At 60.4% G+C, this 19,023-nt stretch carries 17 protein-coding genes and 1 other RNA gene; 5 read left to right on the top strand and 13 right to left on the bottom strand.

What is annotated here, in order from left to right; translation table 11 throughout:
* Positions 1-58: 58 nt before the first annotated feature.
* The 5 genes from ABHU32_RS04225 to ABHU32_RS04245 all read right to left on the bottom strand — a co-directional run bounded on the left by ABHU32_RS04225 (position 59) and on the right by ABHU32_RS04245 (position 5,475).
* Positions 59-1,129 (bottom strand): sulfate/molybdate ABC transporter ATP-binding protein, encoded by a 1,071-nt coding sequence (locus ABHU32_RS04225; RefSeq protein WP_346979082.1) that lies wholly within the window; start codon positions 1,127-1,129, stop codon positions 59-61.
* 3 nt (positions 1,130-1,132) lie between these two features.
* Positions 1,133-2,575, bottom strand: a complete 1,443-nt coding sequence (gene modB / locus ABHU32_RS04230; RefSeq protein ID WP_346979083.1) for a molybdate ABC transporter permease subunit — start codon at positions 2,573-2,575, stop codon at positions 1,133-1,135.
* Positions 2,576-2,643: 68 nt separating this feature from the next.
* Positions 2,644-3,519, bottom strand: a complete 876-nt coding sequence (gene modA, locus ABHU32_RS04235; protein ID WP_346979085.1) for a molybdate ABC transporter substrate-binding protein — start codon at positions 3,517-3,519, stop codon at positions 2,644-2,646.
* Positions 3,520-3,722: 203 nt separating this feature from the next.
* On the bottom strand, positions 3,723-4,202 hold the full coding sequence (locus ABHU32_RS04240; protein WP_118080408.1) for a MogA/MoaB family molybdenum cofactor biosynthesis protein: 480 nt from the start codon (positions 4,200-4,202) through the stop codon (positions 3,723-3,725).
* A gap of 10 nt (positions 4,203-4,212) precedes the next feature.
* Positions 4,213-5,475 carry a molybdopterin molybdotransferase MoeA gene (locus tag ABHU32_RS04245; protein ID WP_346979086.1) on the bottom strand — a complete coding sequence of 421 codons (1,263 nt, stop codon included), beginning with the start codon at positions 5,473-5,475 and terminating at the stop codon, positions 4,213-4,215.
* Between the two features lie 210 nt (positions 5,476-5,685).
* Between ABHU32_RS04245 and ABHU32_RS04250 the strand changes: the two genes are divergently transcribed.
* Positions 5,686-7,107: a chloride channel protein gene (locus ABHU32_RS04250; RefSeq protein WP_346979087.1), complete on the top strand. Its 1,422-nt coding sequence runs from the start codon at positions 5,686-5,688 to the stop codon at positions 7,105-7,107.
* Between the two features lie 87 nt (positions 7,108-7,194).
* A complete protein-coding gene (locus ABHU32_RS04255) occupies positions 7,195-8,157 on the top strand; it encodes a diacylglycerol/lipid kinase family protein (RefSeq protein WP_346979088.1) in 963 nt (320 codons plus the stop codon).
* A gap of 87 nt (positions 8,158-8,244) precedes the next feature.
* Here the strand turns inward: ABHU32_RS04255 and ABHU32_RS04260 are convergent, their stop codons facing one another.
* The 4 genes from ABHU32_RS04260 to ABHU32_RS04275 form a co-directional block, all read right to left on the bottom strand.
* Positions 8,245-8,625, bottom strand: coding sequence for a peptide chain release factor family protein (locus ABHU32_RS04260; protein ID WP_187359580.1), 381 nt, complete (start codon positions 8,623-8,625; stop codon positions 8,245-8,247).
* An 83-nt stretch (positions 8,626-8,708) separates the two neighbouring features.
* A complete protein-coding gene (locus tag ABHU32_RS04265; protein WP_055286127.1) occupies positions 8,709-9,287 on the bottom strand; it encodes a xanthine phosphoribosyltransferase in 579 nt (192 codons plus the stop codon).
* Between the two features lie 157 nt (positions 9,288-9,444).
* Positions 9,445-10,749, bottom strand: coding sequence for an MFS transporter (locus tag ABHU32_RS04270; RefSeq protein ID WP_346979090.1), 1,305 nt, complete (start codon positions 10,747-10,749; stop codon positions 9,445-9,447).
* A gap of 143 nt (positions 10,750-10,892) precedes the next feature.
* Entirely contained in the window at positions 10,893-12,176 is a 1,284-nt protein-coding gene (locus ABHU32_RS04275; protein ID WP_346979091.1) for an O-acetylhomoserine aminocarboxypropyltransferase/cysteine synthase family protein, read from the bottom strand.
* 158 nt (positions 12,177-12,334) lie between these two features.
* Between ABHU32_RS04275 and ABHU32_RS04280 the strand changes: the two genes are divergently transcribed.
* Positions 12,335-12,853: a C-GCAxxG-C-C family protein gene (locus ABHU32_RS04280; RefSeq protein WP_346979093.1), complete on the top strand. Its 519-nt coding sequence runs from the start codon at positions 12,335-12,337 to the stop codon at positions 12,851-12,853.
* 67 nt (positions 12,854-12,920) lie between these two features.
* Here the strand turns inward: ABHU32_RS04280 and ABHU32_RS04285 are convergent, their stop codons facing one another.
* The 3 genes from ABHU32_RS04285 to rpsA all read right to left on the bottom strand — a co-directional run bounded on the left by ABHU32_RS04285 (position 12,921) and on the right by rpsA (position 15,658).
* Positions 12,921-13,559, bottom strand: coding sequence for a YigZ family protein (locus ABHU32_RS04285; protein ID WP_430393428.1), 639 nt, complete (start codon positions 13,557-13,559; stop codon positions 12,921-12,923).
* A gap of 213 nt (positions 13,560-13,772) precedes the next feature.
* Positions 13,773-14,134: RNase P RNA component class A (gene rnpB, locus ABHU32_RS04290), an RNA gene on the bottom strand.
* Between the two features lie 357 nt (positions 14,135-14,491).
* The gene (rpsA, locus tag ABHU32_RS04295; RefSeq protein WP_022095232.1) at positions 14,492-15,658 is read right to left on the bottom strand and encodes a 30S ribosomal protein S1; all 1,167 of its coding nucleotides are present in this window, start codon (positions 15,656-15,658) and stop codon (positions 14,492-14,494) included.
* A 315-nt stretch (positions 15,659-15,973) separates the two neighbouring features.
* Here rpsA and ABHU32_RS04300 point away from each other — a divergent pair, with 315 nt between their 5' ends.
* Positions 15,974-16,732 (top strand): HAD family hydrolase, encoded by a 759-nt coding sequence (locus ABHU32_RS04300; protein WP_226790561.1) that lies wholly within the window; start codon positions 15,974-15,976, stop codon positions 16,730-16,732.
* Positions 16,733-16,922: 190 nt separating this feature from the next.
* Here ABHU32_RS04300 and ABHU32_RS04305 read toward each other — a convergent pair whose 3' ends face one another.
* Positions 16,923-18,242, bottom strand: coding sequence for an L-cysteine desulfidase family protein (locus ABHU32_RS04305; RefSeq protein WP_217107785.1), 1,320 nt, complete (start codon positions 18,240-18,242; stop codon positions 16,923-16,925).
* Positions 18,243-18,512: 270 nt separating this feature from the next.
* On the opposite strand from ABHU32_RS04305, the gene rpiB reads away from it, so the two are divergent.
* Positions 18,513-18,980: a ribose 5-phosphate isomerase B gene (gene rpiB / locus ABHU32_RS04310; protein ID WP_117762860.1), complete on the top strand. Its 468-nt coding sequence runs from the start codon at positions 18,513-18,515 to the stop codon at positions 18,978-18,980.
* Positions 18,981-19,023: the final 43 nt, after the last annotated feature.

Below are 19,023 nucleotides of genomic sequence, written 5' to 3' on the forward strand. Positions count from 1 at the left end.
ACGGCGAAGTGAAAACAAAGCGGTCGAGGACTACCTCCTCGACCGCATCGCCCCCGCATTATCGGCAAACGAGATGAATCCTGCTTGCATCAAAATGCATGCGCAGAGTCTCACCCGCCTGCGGCAGCTCTTCCACGGGTACACTCACCTTATTCACCTTCCACTGCAAACGCGTGGGCGCATCAGCACGCGGCACGTCCAGCAGCACCAGCCGCTCAAAGCGCGAATCGCTCACACGGGCCACGTGCAAATCATAGCTGTTGCGTCCCCGCTCCGCGCGATTGTCAACATGGAAGTAGCTTGCGCGAATGCCCAGGTACGCTGCATTATCGGGAACCTCGCGACCCACGTTAAAGGTCATGCCCCAGTCGAGGGCCTCAACTTCTTCGTCGCCGATCTTGCGCGCCCGGCTTGTGTTCTTGCAGCCCGTCAGGCGCAGTGCCGCCAGCGTCTGCGGACGGCGGACCACGTCCTCGACGGAGCCGATCTCCTCCACATGCCCGTCGTGCATCACGCAGATGCGCCCGCACAGGCGGCACGCTTCGTCGATGTCGTGGCTCACGTAGAGCACGGTGCGGTTGCATACATCGAACAGGTCGAGCATGTTCTGTTCGAGGGCGCTCTTAAGATAGGAATCGAGTGCGCTCATGGGCTCGTCGAACATAAAAATGCCCGGATGCGCCGCCACCATGCGGGCAAGCGCCACACGTTGTTGCTGACCGCCCGAGAGTCGCGCGGGATAGCGGTCGGCAAAATCGGACAGACCGAAAATGCCCAGATAGCGCTCGGCGAGCTTTTTGCGCGCGGCGGCGTCGCCCGCATCCTTTACACCGGCGCATACGTTATCGGCCACCGTCATGTTGGGAAACAGCTGATAGTTTTGGAACAGCAGGGCGCATTTTCGCTCCTGGGGCGACAGGTTGATGCCCGCCGCCGAGTCAAAAAAAGTCACGCCGTTGACGACGATCTTGCCCTCGTCGGGCGTCTCCACACCGGCAATGCAGCGCAGCGTACAGCTCTTGCCGCAACCCGAGGCACCGAGCAGCGCCACACGATCCTCGCCGGCCTCAAGCTGCATGTCGAGCATAAACCCGGGATAGCGCTTTTTGATATCCAGAACGAGCGACATGGCCTATCGACCTCCCTGCAAAGCGGCATCATCGCGCATGAGCTCGGCCAGCGCCTCGCGATCGATACGCAAGGCATCGCCGCCCGCCGGGTCGAGCGAATCGCCCTGTCCGGCAAGATCTTTGATCCGCTTGCGCTCCGCACGGGAAAGGCCCCGCTCGCGATACTTTTGCGAATGCGCCGTGTACATGTTGATGAATAGGATGACCAGGAAACTGAACGCAATCACAACGGCGACCCAAAAGAGGGCCACCGAGGTGTTGCCGCCCATCCACTCAAAGTAAATCGCAATGGGAATGGTCTGCGTAATGCCGGCATAGTTGCCCGCAAAGAACAGGGTGCAGCCAAACTCGCCCATCGCGCGGGCAAAGGCGAGCACCGTGCCGGCGGCAATCGAGGGCCAGCCAAGCGGCATCATAAGCTTGGTGAAGATGCGACGCTCGGACCAGCCCAGGGTTCGCGCCGCATCGAGCATCTGCGTGTCAAGGCTCTCAAAGGCACCGAGCGCCGTGCGGTAGACCAGGGGAAACGACACCACCACGGCAGATATCACCGCCGCGGGCCAGGTAAAGACGATCGAGACGCCGCGAGCAATAAGCCACCGACCGACCCCGGTCGAGCGGCCAAACAGCATGAGGAGCAGAAAGCCGCAGACCGTGGGCGGCAGCACCATAGGGATGGTAAAGACCGAGTCGAGCAGGCCCTTGATGCGACTCGAGGTACCCATAGTCTTCCACGCGGCGAACAGGCCCAGCGCAAAGGAGATCAGCAGGGCAAGGCCGCTCGTTTTTATGGACACCCAAAACGGGCGATAGTCGATGTCGCACAAAAAGGAGGTCAGAGAGGTCCAGGGCCCCTGCTCATCCCGCAATACGACAGACGATGCTTCTACCATTTGAGCGCTATCAAGCCAACGCGCGCCGCCCTTGGCATCACCCGAGGCTGATGCAATCACCACATAGCGGTCCCCATCCGCACCGCGCTCGTCAAAGCCATAGGTATACCCGCCGGAATCAAACGTTGTTTCCGCCGTGACATACCAAGGAAGATCCACGTCCCCCAGCTGCGCACCTCCCATGCAGTTTGCGCTGTCGAGCTTACAGACGAGGGCCTTGAGACCCGATACGCACTCGTTGTCCTGCGGATCCAATCCATACTTCTCGACCGCCTTGGGCGATATCCACACCACAACGCGATCGGCAGCAGGCGCCACCACAAGGTCCACGTCCTCGTCAACGGGAAACCGGTAGCCCTCAGGCTGGCCCTCCATGGCACGAGCGGTCCCCTTGGCCAGCCGCTCAAAACCCTCGATCCCATAGGAAAGCCCATGAGCGGTCGCAGCAACCTGGGCCCCGTCCTCAGCGTCCCCAGCAAACGCAAATCCCGGCACCCAGCAAAGCGCGAAGGTCAAAGCACAGGCGACAAGCATGCGGAATCTATTAAGCACGAAAAGCTCCAAGCGAATACAAGAACGGAGTGAAACACAAAACGATGGAATTATCGCGCCAAGCCGCACTACGCGGAAAGCTCAAAGCCGTACTTGGCCCAAATCTTCTGAGCCTTCTTGTTGGTCAGACAGAAGTCGATGAACGCCTTGGCTTCGTCGGCGTGCTCGGAGCTCTCGGCAACGGCACCCGGATACACGATGGGCTTGTGCGAGTCCTCGGGACACACGAAGGCCTCCTCGATGCCGTCGTAGCGGAAGATATCGGAGCTGTAGACAAATCCAGCCACGCAGTCGCCCGTGGACACATAGGCGGCGGCGGTACCAACTTTGTCGGCCAGGGCCACCTTGTCGGCGATCTCGGGCGCATACTCGCCGTCGTCGCCCTCGATGCCGGTGTAGAGGCCCACGGAAGCCAGCGCCTGGTTGGCGTACTTGCCGGCGGGGACGGTCTTGGCGTCGCCGATGGCGATCTTGCCGTCCAGGTTCGCGACGTCGGCGATGGCCTCGATCTTGGTGTCGGAGCCCTCGGCGCGAATAATCACGAGGTCGTTGACGAACATGTCCTCACGCGTGTCGGCGTCGACGAGCTCGGCGGTCTCAGCGTCATCCATGGTACCCTTGGAAGCGGTGATGAGCACGTCGACCGTGGCGCCGGCCTTCATCTGCTCAACGAGGTCGCCGGAGGCCTTAAACTGCGTATCGGCAAAGGTGGTGCCGGTCTGGTCGGTGTAGAGCTCCTGGACCTCGGGAAGGGCCTTCTCGAGGGAGTTGGCGGCAAAGACCTGCAGCTCGACGGTTTCCTTCTTGGAAGAGGCCTTGGCGGAGCCGGCATCGGATCCGGCCGGCTCGGACGTCTTGCTGCCCGAGCAACCGGCAAGACCAAGGCCGGCAGCGGCGACAGCAGAAAGTGAGACGAATCCGCGGCGAGAAACCAAATCGAACATATTCAACCCTTTCGGACCTTGTGCCCGGGTACCCCACCGCGGGCTTTAATCTGCAACCAGATTATACTTCTGCGCGAATAATGTTAGTGAGAAATTATTCTCGCCAGAGAATATAGTTTCGAGTTAGCGTGCACCTCGGCGTCGCTTCGGCGGAAAACAAAGGCGGAGCAGCCGTTTAGGTCGCCCCGCCGCAGGTAAACCGCTTAGTTGGTATGTCCGCCGCCCGCTGTCATCTGAGCTGCGTGCTCCAGCTGATCTGCTATGGCCTCCCAGCTTTCGCGGGCGGCCTTCGTAGAACCGGGAAAGTTTACGACAAGTGTATGACCTCGTTGCATGCAAATAGCGCGCGAGAGCATGGCGCGGCGCGTCTTGGTCATGGAGTACGCACGGATCGCCTCGGCAATACCCGGCACATCGCGGTCGCAGACGGCACGCGTCGCCTCGGGCGTCACATCGCGCATCGAAAGCCCCGTGCCGCCGCAGGTGAGCACGACATTGGCGTGACACTCATCGGCGGCCTCCACGATGGCATCACCAATCTCGCTGACGTCGTCGCGCACGACCACATGTGAGGCGACCGTCCAGCCCTGTGCCTCGATAAGCTCCTCGAGTGCGGCCCCAGCCTCGTCCTGGGCAAGGTCGCGCGTATCCGAGCACGTCACGATCGAAATCTTCAACTCCATAGCGATCCTCCTATAGCACCGTTCCCTCAGGCAGGTCGACACGCACGACATCCACGACGTCGCCCGCCGCAAGGTCGCACGGTCCTTCGTCAATACGCAACAGGCAATTGGCCCGCTGCATCGTGCCGAGCAGCGCCGAATTCTGCGTCTTGGCCTCGGTCACCAACAGCTCACCGGTCTCGGGGTCGCGCAAAACCGTGGCGCGATCGAAGAAGCGGCGATGCTGTCGCTTTTTCACGCCATGTGTGAGCGTCGCCTGCTGCACGGGACGCACGCCCTCGGCAAAGCCGCGCATCTTGCGGATCGCCGGACGGGCAAGCATCTCAAAGCCTACATACGCCGCGGCCGGATTGCCTGAAAGCCCTAGGTAGGGCTTACCCCCGAGCAAGCCAAACGTGATGGCCTTGCCCGGACGCATCGAGATGCGGTCAAACAGCACCTCGCCCTCGCGCCGGACGAGCGCCGTCACATAGTCGTAATCGCCCGCCGAGGCGCCACCGCTCGTAATGACAAAATCGCACTCTCGCGTGGCGCGATGTACCAGCTCGGCAATCGCCTGCTCATCATCGGGCGCGATGCCGTAGAACACGGGCTCGGCGCCGGCATCGAGTGCCTCGGCCATCAGCGCCGAGGAGTTGGAATCGCGAATCTGACCACGCGCCGGTACCTTACTCGGTGCGACCAGTTCCGTGCCCAGCGAGATGATGCCCACACGCGGGGCAGCGTGCACCTTCACGTTCGCATACCCGGCGCTCGCCAGCAGGCCGGCGCCGGCCGGAGCCACAACCTCGCCAGCGCGCATCACGACGTCGCCGGCATGGGCTTCCTCAGCAGCCGAGCGAACGTTCTCCCCCACCTTGGCCGGCGCCGAGAAGCGAACGTGCGAACCCTCGTTGCCATCGCCGTCGAGCACATCGACGATCTCGTACTTCACCACGGCATCGGCACCTTCGGGTACCGGCGCGCCCGTCATGATGCGAACCGTCTCGCCCGCGCCGATTGCGCCCTCAAACACATTGCCCGCGGCCTCGTGTCCGATAACGTCGAGCGTCACCGGCGCCTCGCCAGATGCCTGCGCCAAGTCCGCCGAGCGCACGGCATATCCGTCCATAGCGCTGTTGGCAAACGGCGAGATGTCGATATCGGCCACCGCGTCCTCGGCCAAGGGAAAACCAGCCGCCTGCCACACGGGAATCTCGACGAGATCGGACGGAGCAACGTGCGACAAAACAATCGACTGCGCGTCCTCCAGCGGAATGAGTTTCTCTGCCATATGCACCTCTTAATGCCACGGCGCACAACAGGGGCGCCGATTCTTTATGCTTGTCTCAGTATAATCCCCCGATGCACGGCCGCGACTCGGTCTGTACCCGCAAATACACCTGTCGGTTGCAGGCCGCGAAACAGAATGGAAACCAACCCACCGGCTCGTCGCGTTTACCGCGTTTTATAATGCTTGCGTTGCAACCTAAAAGAGGAACGTATGGCTCATAACGACAAAACCGAAAGCGCAAACGAAACGCAGGATCATTCCCAGCCGCTCGACGACGGCGGCTTTTTCTCCCTGAACGACGTCATCACGGCAGGCAGGCATCAGATCACCCGCTCCGAGCAGCTCTTGGCTGCCGACACGCGCCGCAACGCCCGCAACCTACTCGCGAGCGCTAAGTTGCTCGTACTCGTCGTCATCGTCTCGCTCGCCATGGGCGTTGCCGCTTGGGCGTTTTTGGCCTCGTTGAATATCGCGACCGACTATCGCGAGCACCATGTGTGGGTCTACGCCTTGCTTCCCGTTGTGGGCGTTGCTACCGCATGGGTGTACAAAAACCACGGTCTTGCCGCCAAGCGTGGCAACAACCTGGTCATCGACTCCGCTCTGGGCACACGCCTCATCCATATGCGCATGGCCGTCCTCACGTTTGTGTGCTCCACGCTCACGCACCTAACGGGCGGATCGGCCGGTCGCGAGGGAGCCGCGGTGCAGATTGGCGGCACCATCGCCAGCAACATCTCGAGCCTCGCCCACCTCAAAAAGCATGACCACCACGACCTCATGCTCGCCGGCATCTCGTCGGCCTTTGGCGCCGTATTCGGCTCGCCCCTTGCCGGAGCTTTCTTTGGCATGGAGATGTGCTTTATCGGCAAGATCGACTACACGGCGGGCATCTACTGCCTGGTCGCCTCATTTACCGGCTACTTTACATCACTCGCCCTAGGTACCGAGTACGAGGCGAATGTTATCGCCAGCGTTCCCGCTATGACGCCCAAAACGGTCGTCATCGTTGTTATCAGCGCAATTATCTTCGGTCTGACGGCACGCCTCTTTGCCTGGTCGGTTCGAACCGTCAAGAGCCTGTACGGTCGCTTTATCACCAATTACCTCGTTCGCGCACTCATCGGCGCACTCGTGGTTTTGGCCGCCTATGCCCTTCTCGACGCTTGGAACTACGCCGGCCTTTCCACGTGGCTTTCCGGCGCCGGATTTGCCGGCAACACCACCCTGGCGGACGCAGCCATCAAGTTGGTCGTCACAGCGCTCACCCTGGGCGCCGGCTTCCAAGGCGGCGAGGTCACGCCCCTGTTTGGTATCGGTGCGGCGCTCGGCGGCTGGATCGGTTGCCTCGTCGGAATCGACCCCAGCTTTCTGGCGGCGCTGGGCATGCTCGGCGTGTTCTGCGCCGGCCTCAACGTGCCCATCACCACCTGTATGATGGCCATCGACCTGTTCCACGGCACGGCAGCCGGGTTCTTTGTCATCGTGGCCTTTATCAGCTACCTAACCGCCGGACACCGCGGCGTGTACCCCGCCCAGCGCATCATCTCGCCCAAGCGCCGTTCGCTTATTGTGGATGAGGGCGGTACGGTAGCGGATGCTATCGAGCGCCACAACGACCTGATAGAGTAGACGTAAGTATTCGACGTGCAGCCACAATCGGGGGCAATTCGACCTGAGCGCGACCGCACCGTCACGTCATACGCCGGGAGTCGCCCCATGCACGCAACTAATTTTGGTCGCACGCTCATCATCGCCAACCCAGCAGCCCAATCGGGTGCGGCGCACGAAGTTGCCGAGCGCCTGCAACGCTTTTTGGATATGACCGCGCGAGCATCCCAGTTTGACCTGGTGCTGACCGAGCGCATGGGACACGCCAAGGAGCTGGCCGCACAGGCTCAGGGCTATCGCACCGTTATCGCCCTTGGCGGCGACGGCGTGATTCACGAGGTCGTCAACGGGCTTATGACGCAAGAGGAGGACGCCCGCCCCGCTCTTGCCATCCTACCCGTGGGCTCTGGCAACGATTTTGCCCAAACGCTCGGCATCGACGATTTCTCCGGCAAGGATTTTGGCGCACTGCTCACCTGTGAGCTGCAGCGTCAGGACATCGGGCGCATTCGTTCATGGAACCCCGCAAGCGGCAGCGGCGAGGCTACCGTTGAGTACTACGACCAGACGCTTTCGGTCGGCATCGATGCCGCCATCGGCCTTGGCACCACCGAGCTGCGCAAAAAGACCGGCTTGACGGGCGCGCCACTCTACACCCTCTCGGGACTTGAGCAGTTTGGTCTGCGCTATCGCAACTACCCCATGACCATCAGCTTTGATGGCGCGCCCGCCGAGCGCGTGCGGGCGATCATCATGGCAATTCAGCTGGGTCCTACCTATGGCTCGGGCTATCGCATCTGCCCCGATGCCGACCCCTGCGACGGCGTACTCGACGTCTGCTACGCCTGCGGCCCTGTCCCTCGCGCGGTTGCCCTGCCTATGTTTCTTTCGGCCAAGGACGGCCACCATACCAAGTTGCCACCGGTTCGCATGCGTCGTTGCCGTCATGCCGAGCTCACGTTCGAGGAGCCCGACTACCCCATCCAGGCCGACGGCGAGCCCGTTGTCGCCTCGCGCATCGAGGTCGACATCCTTGCCGGCGTCCTCCACGTCTGGCATCCCACCCGCTAACCCCACCTAAGTTGCGGTGAAATAGGGACTGTTTATGCATCTAAAGCCGCAAAACAGTCCCTATTTCACCGCAACTTATTGATAAGATCATTCCTCCCCGCCCAGCTTGCGACGGTTGGCCTTTTTAATCGCATTGAAGTGTTTGTCGTTGAGCCTGCGCTGGCGCGATCGCTGAGGCACCTTGGTCTTTACGCGGCGGCGCGGCGGACGCCCGCGACGCTCAAGCTCAGCGCGCAGCTTACGTAGGCAGCTGCTACGGTTTTGGAACTGACTGCGGCTCTCGCGCGCCATCACGACAATCCCCGAAGGGATATGTTTCATGCGTACCGCCGAGTCCGTCGTGTTCACGCCCTGTCCGCCCGGACCCGTCGCGCGAAACACCTGCACCTCGCAATCGCGCGCCAACTCCTCGGCCGACATCTCGGCATAGCGCGCATACTCGCGCCATCCCATCTTATTCTCATCCATATCAACACCTCCCCTCATACAAAAAATGTGACAAAGGGACAGTCCCTTTGTCACATCGCATACCAATCGCTTGTGTTGCGCGCTTAGGCGAAGGTGATCTCGCCGTTCTCGCAGTCCATATCGGCGATACGTGCCAGGCTCTCAACGCGGAAGCCGCGCTTACGGAGCTTATCGCCGCCGCCCTGGAAGCCCTTCTCAACGGCGATGCCAATGCCGGCAACTTCGGCGCCCGCAGCCTCGCAGATCTTGATAAGGCCCTCAAGCGCGCAGCCGTTGGCCAGGAAGTCGTCGATAATCAGGACCTTGTCGCCCTCGGACAGGAAGCGCTTACCCACAATGACCGGGTACTCCTTCTGCTTGGTAAAGGAGTAGATGGTCGTGGCATACTGCTCGCCGTCGAGGTTGATGGACTGCGCCTTCTTGGCAAAGACCACCGGCACGCCGCCAAAATGCTGAGCCGCGATGCAAGCCATGCCAATGCCCGAAGCCTCAATCGTCAGGATCTTGTTGATCTCGACACCCTCGAACAGTCGGGCCCACTCGGCGCCCATGTGGTCGAACAGCTCAACGTCGCATTGGTGGTTGAGGAAGGCATCAACCTTAAGGACGTTACCGGCCTTTACGATGCCGTCATGGCGAATACGATCCTCAAGCTCCTGCATGGCGCAACCCCTTCTCGCGGCAACGATACCGCGCGATTAATAAACGTTGTTCGATAGTCTACCACGGACCGACCCCCGCCCGTCCCACAAGCCGCATCGCACCACAAACCAGTCTTTTTGGGACGGCGCGAATCGTGGCAGACAGCCTCCCAACACGCTAATGGCGGGCGCGCATCTTCACCAAACGCACCATGGCAAGCGCAAAGCCCACAGCGGCCACAGCCATCAACACATAGAACACCGAACGGAAACCAAACAGGAACACATCCGGACGTCCTGCAACAAAACTGGTCACGGCCTCGCCCATCGCCACGCTCATCTGTCCATACAGGATATTCGACGCCACCGTAATGCCGAGTGCCATACCCGCATAACGCGCCAGGCTACCCAGACTACCCGCAAAGCCAAGTGCCTCGCGCGGAGCCGAGCCCATGTACAGCGAGTTGTTGGGGCTCTGGAAAATCGACGTACCGCACGACATAAATGCGACGCAGCACACGATCACAGGGATAGAAGAGTGCTCGTCGAGCGTGCTTACTGCAAAGAGACCGCACACATACACGCCCAGGCCGACCGCCGTGGGACCCTCGCAGCCAACACGGTCCGAAACCGTTCCCGAAAGCGGGCCGATAAAGGCATTCACCATTGGCAGCGCCAAAAAGAGCAATCCGGAAATGTCAGAACCAAAGCCGTGGGCGTCCTGAAAATAGAACGGCAGGATAAACTCGGATGCGCCAATGCCAACGAACACGATGAGCATGCAGGCAAGGTTGATGGTGAAGGCCGAATTTGCAAAGCAGCAACGAGCGGCCTCGATCAGGGACATGGGGCGCTCGCCGGCCTCCGGCTTAACATGCGGCAGCGTGTAGAGCCCCACGATAAACGAGATTACGCCAATAGGCAGGTTGATGAGGAAGATACTCTCCCAGGGAAAGCTTGCCACCAGCATGCCACCGAGCACGGGGCCACACATCATGCCGAGGGCCACGAAGGTCGCGAGAATACCCATGGCACGGCCTCGTTCGCGCGCCGGAAACGACTCGGTGATGATACCCATGTTGTTGGCCATGGCCGCCGCGCAACCGACGCCCTGAACAATGCGTGCCAGGATAAGAACCTCGAGCGAGGACGAAAGGCCGCACAGCAGCGAACCGACCGAAAAGACGATGACGCCCAGCTGGAACACATTCACCTTGCCGCGCACGTCGCCCAGACGGCCAAACGGCAACATAGCCACGCATGTCGCAAGCAGATACACCGAGCTTACCAGCTGAATGCGATCGAGGCCCACGCCCAGCTCCTTTTGCATCACGGGCAGCGCCACGGTCACGACGGTCGAATCCAGACACACCATAAACGTCATGATGAGCACGGTAAACAGAATCGCCCACTTGTTCTTGCCATGGGTGTCGCCCTCTAGGGCAATGTGCTCGCGGCGCAGCTGCTCTGCAGTTTTCTCCATATCCATCCTTTCGAGTGGCCCAACGCAAAAAAACGGGGCCCCAATCGCCTGCAAACAGCCGCAATTGGGGTCCCGCCTACGGAATCGGAACGAAAGGTCACCGAAGCTTTCTGCCAGCATCGGCGCCTTGCACGAACGCTAGCCTAGCACTGCTCGAGCGCCTGCTCAAGGTCGGCAATCAGATCGGCCGTGTCCTCGAGACCGCACGACAGGCGCACCATGTCGGCGGAGATGCCACAGGCGATGAGCTCCTCATCGTTCATCTGGCGATGCGTGGCGTTAGCAGGATGCAGGCAGCAAGTGCGGGCGTCGGCCACGTGTGTGGCGATCTGGGCGAGCTTGAGGCTCTTCATAAAGGTCTCGGCCGCCGCGCGACCACCGTTAAAGCCAAAGCTCACAACGCCGCAGGTACCGTTGGGCATGTACTTCTGAGCCAGGTCATAGTACTTGTCGCCCTCCAAACCCGGATAGCTCACGAAGCGTACCTTGGGGTGACTCTGCAGGAACTTGGCAACGGCCAGGCCGTTCTCGCAATGACGCGGCATGCGCACATGCAGGCTCTCGAGCGAGCTGTTCAGGAAGAAGGCCGCCTGCGGGTTCTGCATGGGGCCGAGGTCACGCATGAGCTGAGCGGTTGCCTTGGTAATGAAGGCGCCCTCGCGACCGAACTTCTCGGCATACGTCACGCCGTGGTAGCTCTCGTCGGGCGTGGTGAGACCCGGGAACTTGTCCGCATGGGCCATCCAGTCAAACTGACCGTGGTCGACGATTACGCCGCCCAGGTAGGCAGCATGTCCATCCATGTACTTGGTGGTGGAGTGCGTAACGATGTCGGCGCCCCACTCAAAGGGGCGGCACATCACGGGCGTCGGGAAGGTGTTGTCGACCATCAGCGGCACGCCGTGGTCATGCGCGGCCTTGGCAAAGCGCTCAATATCGAGCACGGCAAGGGCGGGGTTGGCGATGGTCTCGCCAAAGACGAGCTTGGTGTTGGGTTGGAAGGCTGCCTCCAACTCCTCATCGGTGCAGTCGGGGGCAACGAACGTGCAGGTCAGCCCCATACGGCCCATGGTGTGGGCGAGCAAGTTGTACGTGCCGCCATAGATGGCAGAGCTCGCGACTACGTGATCGCCGGCACCGGCCACGTTAAAGATCGCAAGGAAATTCGCGGCCATGCCCGAGCTCGTGAGCATCGCGGCAGTGCCGCCCTCCATCTCGCAGATCTTGGCGGCAACCAGATCGCACGTGGGGTTCTGCAGACGGCTATAGAAGTAGCCCGACTCCTCCAGGTCAAAAAGCTTGCCCATGTGCTCGGACGTGTCGTACTTCCACGTGGTGGACTGGTAGATGGGCACCTGACGCGGCTCGGCATCTCCCGGGTGATAGCCGCCCTGAACACACGTCGTACCGATGGTCTGCTTGCTCATATCTAGCTCCCTTGCCTGGGTTTTAGTTTTATTCGGTTCACGATACCGCTACCCCGCACCCCTCTCAACCCATCCCCAAGGTAGGTTATGTGACTAATTGATCAGGGGTATTTATCTCAAGCCTTGGGCATTTGCTCGATAGATAAAATGAGGCATCCATGAAGCTCTCGATGATTACACGCACCGTCACGGGTACCATAGGCGGGTACACCGTGACCAAGGAGACAACGATGAAGCAAATCAATACGGCCCAGCTCGACATCACCGCCTGTCAGGCTCAGGCTGCCGAATACCACGCCCGCGGCTTTAACTGCGCACAGGCCGTTGCCTGCACGCTCGCACCTGCCGTCGGGCTCGACCCCCAGACCGCCTTTACCCTCACCGAGGGCTTTGGCGCCGGCATGGGTGGCATGACCGAGACCTGCGGCGCCATCTCGGGCGCTGTTGCCATCATGGGCTTTGTAATGAGCGACGGCATGGAGAACCCCAAGACCAAAGGCCAGACCTACAAGCTGTCGCGCGAGATTGCCAAGCGATTTGGCGAGAAGAACACGACGACCGTCTGCGGCACGCTCAAGGGCATCGGATCGGATAAAGGTCCGCTCCGCAGCTGCCCCGGCTGCATCGACGATGCCGTCGAGATTGCCTGCGATGTGCTAAAGCAGCTCGCCGAGTAAACGGCTGCAACAGAAATCGACGGCCGGCGCGCTTGGGATTCATCCAAAAGCACGCCGGCCGTCGCCGTTAGAACTCCGCAAACTCGGGAGCGCCAACCTCAATCTCCTCGCGCCCCGCCATAAGCTCGCGCATCTTAGCGCAAAACGGTTCCTGCTCCCCCGCCTTGAACACCAAATGAAGTGTCACGGCATCCGCGTAATCGGTATCCGAAACCTTGGCACCCGAATCCTGCGCCAAGCGAAGCACCTGCTCATACTGCGGATACGCCACATGCACATCAACCGGCACGACACTCGTCATCTCGACGATCTGCCCAGCCTCCTGAGCAGCTGCCACCGCCGCTTGCGTCGCCGCGGTATAGGCTCGCACCAAACCACCGGGCCCCAACAGCGTGCCACCAAAATAGCGCGTCACCACGCAGCAAACATTTTTGAGCCCTGCGCCGCGCAGCACCTCGAGCGTCGGCATGCCGCTCGTGCGGCTCGGCTCACCGTCATCGCTCTGGCGCTCACGTCCATCGACCAAAATCCACGCGGGAACATTGTGTCGAGCGTCGTAATGACGCTTGCGAACGGTCTCGATAAAGGCATTCGCCTCATCTTCGGACTCAATATGGACCAGCTGGGCAATAAACCGGCTCTTGCGGTCAACGAACTCGCCCGTAGCCTCAATATTCGATTGCAAAGTAAAATAGCTGTCCAACAAAGCCCCTCAACAAAATAAAGCGCAGCAACAAACAGCCTCAATAATACGATAACCCTAGTAAAAAGAATGACAACGCCGATGATTCCGTCAACGAAAGCGAGAACCCGTCAGCGCGAGCAAGGTGCCTTGAAAGCCGGGGGCATTGACCTTATGGTCATGCCCGAAGGCTTGAAAGGCAGATTGCCGCGCTGACGGGTTCGCAGCGTCAACAAAGTGCCGAGTGGGCCGATAAGCCGGGTTCTGTCGTGAACGGTCATTTATCTTGTCTGCACGTTACCATGCAGCTCCACGCACGCTACCCGAACGCGGACCGGGCCGGCCCATAGCGTTCCTATTCGCGCTTGCTCCGGATGGGGCTTGCCAAGCCGCCGTGTTGCCACGACGCTGGTGGTCTCTTACACCACCGTTTCAGCTTTTCCCTTTACGCCTTGCGGCGCAGGTGGGAGTCTTCTTTTCTGCGGCGCTTTCCGTCGGATCACTCCGCCCGGCCGTTAGCCGGCATCCCGCCCTCTGGAGCCCGGACTTTCCTCACGCGTGCTGCAAGCAGCACATCGCGCGACCGTCTGGCCCACTCAGCAGTGCAAGAGTGTAGCACACCGTTGCCGCAGGCAATGGCACAACACAAGCGTTCGACACGATAAACCAAGAACCGCGCTATGCAGTACAATAGGGTTGTCGATGGGCAACGTCGTCAGTCGAGACGCGACCGCGCTCCGCACCCCTCCGTCTACTCGGTGCGTTCCCGCCTCCTCCCCGAGGCGGGATGTCGGCATTTTTCATGCACCGACAACCCAATAGTCTGCGAACAGCCAGGGCAGCATCGCGCACGGGCAGCATCGCGTACCTCAGCAACAAATGCAAAAAGGGACCCGTCCATTGCGGACGGATCCCTTAAAACAAGTGATCTTAAAACAAGTGATCGTCAAACCGATTTACTCGGCGTCGGTCTCCTCGTCCTTCTTCTCGGAAGGCAGCGGGGTAACCTCGATCTCGACGCCCAGAGTCTCAGCAGCAGACTTCATGGACAGGGAGATACGACGACGGTCGAGGTCGATCTCCATGACCTTGACCTGAACCTTGTCGCCCACATGGGTGACCTGAGAAGGCTGATCGACGTGCTTGTTGGCCATCTCGGAGATGTGCACCAGGCCCTCGATGCCCTCGCCCAGGTCGACGAAAGCGCCGAACGGGACAAGCTTGGTCACAGTGCCCTCGACGATAGCGCCGACGGGGTACTTCTTGACCAGTGCACGCCACGGATCCTCGGTGGTCTGCTTGAGACCCAGGGAGATGCGCTCGCGGTTGAGATCGACGTCGAGAACCTCGACCTCGACCTCCTGGCCGACCTTGACAACCTCGGAAGGATGGTTGACGTGGTTCCAGGAGAGCTCGGAGATGTGGATGAGGCCGTCGATACCGCCGAGGTCGACGAAGGCGCCGAAGTCGACGATGGAGGAAACGGTGCCCTGGAGACGCATGCCAGACTTGAGCTTGGACAGGATCTCGGAGCGCTCGGCCTTACGGGACTCCTCGAGCACGACGCGACGGGAGAGGACGACGTTGTTGCGGTTGCGGTCCATCTCGATGACGCGGGCCTCGATGCGGGTGCCCATGTAGGAGGTGAGGTCCTTGACACGACGGAGGTCGACGAGGGAAGCGGGCAGGAAGCCACGCAGGCCGATGTCGAGGATCAGGCCGCCCTTGACAACCTCGATAACCTCGCCCTCGACGTTCTCGCCGGAGTTGAACTTCTCCTCGATGCGGTTCCAAGCACGCTCGTACTCGGCACGCTTCTTGGACAGGACCAGACGGCCGTCCTTGTCCTCCTTCTGGAGAACCAGAGCCTCGATGGGATCACCGAGTGCAACGATGTCTGCAGGGTTAGCGTCCTTGCGGATGGACAGCTCGCGGACCGGGATAACGCCCTCGGACTTGAATCCGATGTCAACGAGCACCTCGTCATGCTCGATCTTAACGACAGTGCCGTTAACGAGATCGCCCTCATCAAAGTCGGTAATCGTACCGTCGATGAGGTTGTTCATCTCCTCCTCGTTGACATCGTCAAGAGAGAAAATGGACGAGTTCTGAATCTCACTCAAAGGTGGACCCCTTTCGAACTACGGGGCCCCGATTGCTAGGACCTACAGAAGGGTGCGACAAGCACACAACGTTTAGGAACACTCGGGAGCCGACAGATACTAATGTGACGCTTATGCAATCACGTTCGTATAGGTTACGGGGAAATCATTTCGATTTCAAGCGTGAACTGCGATTTTTTACTCGTGTGGAGACTTTTTCGTAATCTTATGAACACACGTCTCCGCAACTTGACGATAACCAGCCAGGCATTCGGCTTTGGGGTAAAGTATCCGGAGCCAACAACTCTAGATCAAATTTACGAGAAAGGTGCCCGCGTGCTCAAAGCAGTCGTTTTCGATATGGACGAGACGCTTCTCAGCATCAACCTCAACGCGTTCATCCTTCGCTATTTTAAGGATGTCTCTTCGATGCTCGCGGATATCGGCCGCCGCAGCCGCGGTGGCACGATGGCACGCCTCGGCACCATCCTGGTCGACCTCAACGCCAATCGCCGCAGCGGCACGGACAACCGCACCAATCTTGAGTTTTACCAAGAAGAGGTCGAGCGCCGATGCGGGATCTGCCTCTCCGATCCCCTCATCTACGAGGCGTTTACCTACTACGAACGCGAAGTTCTTCCGTACAAGAACGACGATATCATTAACGCCCACGCCATGCCGGGCGCACACGCCGCGCTCCAGGCCGTACAGGACGCAGGGCTGCGCTACGCGCTCTTTACCAACCCCAGCTTTCCCCAGGGGGCCATCGAATGCCGCATGGGTTGGGGCGACCTGGCTGACGCCCCCTTTGAACTCGTGACGCACATGGGAAACGCTAGCCGCTGCAAGCCTGATGCCACCTACTATCTAGAGCAGCTTCAGGTGATGGGGCTCGAGCCGCACGAGGTCCTTATGGTGGGCAACGATCCCAAACGCGACTTCCCCAGCCCCGCCTGCGGCATTCAGACTGCCTATGTGGGCCAAGGCAAGCCCAGCCGAGCCACCTGGTGCGGAACCATGGAAGACTTCGCCCGCGACTTCAACGCCGTAATCGAAGCCTTCTACGAGCACCAAATAGCCGACGAACTGTCGTAGGACCCCTCCCTCGCTCCAAAAAAAGCGCCACAGGTTGAGCATAAGTCAGCGAAAACGCCCCTAAGCGAGCAATGTGCCTTGAAAGAGGAGGGCATAGGCCTTCTGGCCATGCCCGACGATTGAAAGGCAGATTGCCGCTTAGGGGCGTTTGCAGCGTCGACTGGTTACGCGGTTTGGTAAAACCGCGTAACTAACAAACCTGGGTTTTGCCGATCATGATGTTGAGGATCTCGACGTCGGTGTCCTTCATGCCCACGCGGCCCACGTAGCCCATGCTGGCGATTGTCTGCTCAACGGTATCCTGGATCAGGCCCTCGCCGGCGCGGAAGCCGCGACCCTGCATAGCCATATCGTGGCCCAGAATCGCCGCATCAACGGCAGCCGAGATCTTGGCGGCACAGCTCGCCTTGGCGCCGTCGCACACGATGCCGCCCACATTACCGAGCGTGTTCGAGACCGTCGCGCCAATCTGTTCGCGCGTGCCACCGCACAGCCAGGTAATCGCAGCGCCGGAGCCGCACGCAGCGCAAATAGCACCGCAAAACGCCGAGAGCGCGCCAATATAGCTCTTGATATGCACGGCAATAAGATCGGACAGCATCACGGCGCGCACCAGGCGCTCGTGGTCGCAGCGCAGGTACTCGGCATACTCCATGACGGGCAATGCGCAGGTAATGCCCTGATTGCCCGAGCCGCACACAATGGCGACCGGCAGCGCGCAACCGTTCATGCGGGCGTCGGACCCGGCGGCCGCACGGGCACGGGCACGGCAGGCGACGTCATCGGCACGAGCACCCAGCAGCGTACGACCCACCTCGGCGCCCCAAGCGTGCGCGAGACCCTCGGCACTGATCGCGCCATTCAGCTCAATCTGACGCTCAACGGCAGCACGGGCGTCCTCAATGTCACCGTCCTCGATAAAGTCGATGATGGACTCGATGCTCATAGGGGTATCGGCGTTATCTGCCGCACGCTCGGCCACCACGCGCTCGGCGCAGGCGGCGCACTCCCCCGCCGACTTGCCGCATACCGGAATACCATCGAGCGTATGGCACGTGACATTGGTGTGGTGATCGGTAATCTCGACGACCGCGGTATGGCCCCCGGCCGTCGCAGTCACCTTGATGTAGAGGTTGGGCACACCCTCGACAAGCGACACATCGCAGTAGCCGGCGTCGGCGAGGAGCTCGGCCACACGAGCGCGGTCTTCATCGTTAACGCTCTCGAGCACCTCAAGTGCGCTCTTAGCGTCGCCGCCCACGGCACCCAGCACGGCCGCGGCCTCAATACCGTGCATACCGCCCGAGTTGGGCACGGTCACGCTCTTGACGTTCTTGATGATGTTGCCCGAGCAGGCAACATCCATATGATCGGGTTCGCAACCGAGCGTCTGGCTCGCCAGCGCCGCTGCATAGGCAACGGCAATGGGCTCGGTGCAGCCGAGTGCACAGACAAGCTCGCGGTTCAAAACATCGCAAAACGCGGCATCACGGATGGAATCGGTGGGCATAGGTATCTCCTGCTTGCATAACGGGCTGGGCTCTCAAAAAAGTTAGCTCCTTTATTTGATAACAATGCATCAAAAACCGCAACCATGGTTCCGGCGGACGGCGCTCAAGCACAAATTGGCGGCATTATTCATGAGAAGCCGGTCTTGTTGCCTGCTAAAGCGTTTGACCAAAAAACGCCCGAGCGTTTACGCAAAAGTCGCGCTATCATGCAGTCGAACGCGGTAAACACCTTTAGCATTTGCGCCGCACAGACCAGAGAGGAACCATCCATGAAGATCGGTATCGGTAACGACCACGCCGCCGTCGAGCTCAAGAACATCATTTCCGAGCACCTGAAGGAGCGCGGCTGCGAGGTCGTGAACTTTGGCACCGACACCTCCGAAAGCTTTGACTACCCCATCGCCGGCTACAAGGTGGGTAAGGCCGTTGCCAACGGCGACGTCGACCTGGGCATCCTCATCTGTGGCACCGGTGTCGGGATTAGCCTGGCTGCCAACAAGGTCGAGGGCGTACGCGCCGTTGTGTGCTCCGAGCCCTTCAGCGCCAAGCTCTCCCGCATGCACAACAATACCAACGTGCTCGCCTTTGGCGCCCGCGTCGTGGGCTCCGAGCTCGCCAAGATGATCGTCGACGAGTGGCTCGACGCCGAGTTTGAGGGTGGTCGTCACGAGCGTCGCGTTAACCTCCTCAACGAGATCGATCACACGCGCGCCCTTAAGATCGTCGACGAAGCCTAAACTATTCAGTGCCACAAGCTAACAGCAGGGGCCCGCTCGGAAC

The organism is Collinsella aerofaciens (assembly GCF_039758965.1).
GTDB lineage: Bacteria > Actinomycetota > Coriobacteriia > Coriobacteriales > Coriobacteriaceae > Collinsella > Collinsella aerofaciens_BR.

Coding starts and splice junctions, on each gene's coding strand:
- rpiB (WP_117762860.1), top strand. CDS start 18,513: ATGAAGATCGGTATCGGTAACGACCACGCCGCCGTCGAGCTCAAGAAC.
- ABHU32_RS04245 (WP_346979086.1), bottom strand. CDS start 5,475: ATGGCAGAGAAACTCATTCCGCTGGAGGACGCGCAGTCGATTGTTTTG.
- ABHU32_RS04260 (WP_187359580.1), bottom strand. CDS start 8,625: ATGGATGAGAATAAGATGGGATGGCGCGAGTATGCGCGCTATGCCGAG.
- ABHU32_RS04305 (WP_217107785.1), bottom strand. CDS start 18,242: ATGCCCACCGATTCCATCCGTGATGCCGCGTTTTGCGATGTTTTGAAC.
- ABHU32_RS04225 (WP_346979082.1), bottom strand. CDS start 1,129: ATGTCGCTCGTTCTGGATATCAAAAAGCGCTATCCCGGGTTTATGCTC.
- ABHU32_RS04270 (WP_346979090.1), bottom strand. CDS start 10,749: ATGGAGAAAACTGCAGAGCAGCTGCGCCGCGAGCACATTGCCCTAGAG.
- ABHU32_RS04275 (WP_346979091.1), bottom strand. CDS start 12,176: ATGAGCAAGCAGACCATCGGTACGACGTGTGTTCAGGGCGGCTATCAC.
- ABHU32_RS04240 (WP_118080408.1), bottom strand. CDS start 4,202: ATGGAGTTGAAGATTTCGATCGTGACGTGCTCGGATACGCGCGACCTT.
- ABHU32_RS04250 (WP_346979087.1), top strand. CDS start 5,686: ATGGCTCATAACGACAAAACCGAAAGCGCAAACGAAACGCAGGATCAT.
- modA (WP_346979085.1), bottom strand. CDS start 3,519: ATGTTCGATTTGGTTTCTCGCCGCGGATTCGTCTCACTTTCTGCTGTC.
- ABHU32_RS04265 (WP_055286127.1), bottom strand. CDS start 9,287: ATGCAGGAGCTTGAGGATCGTATTCGCCATGACGGCATCGTAAAGGCC.
- ABHU32_RS04280 (WP_346979093.1), top strand. CDS start 12,335: ATGAAGCTCTCGATGATTACACGCACCGTCACGGGTACCATAGGCGGG.
- ABHU32_RS04255 (WP_346979088.1), top strand. CDS start 7,195: ATGCACGCAACTAATTTTGGTCGCACGCTCATCATCGCCAACCCAGCA.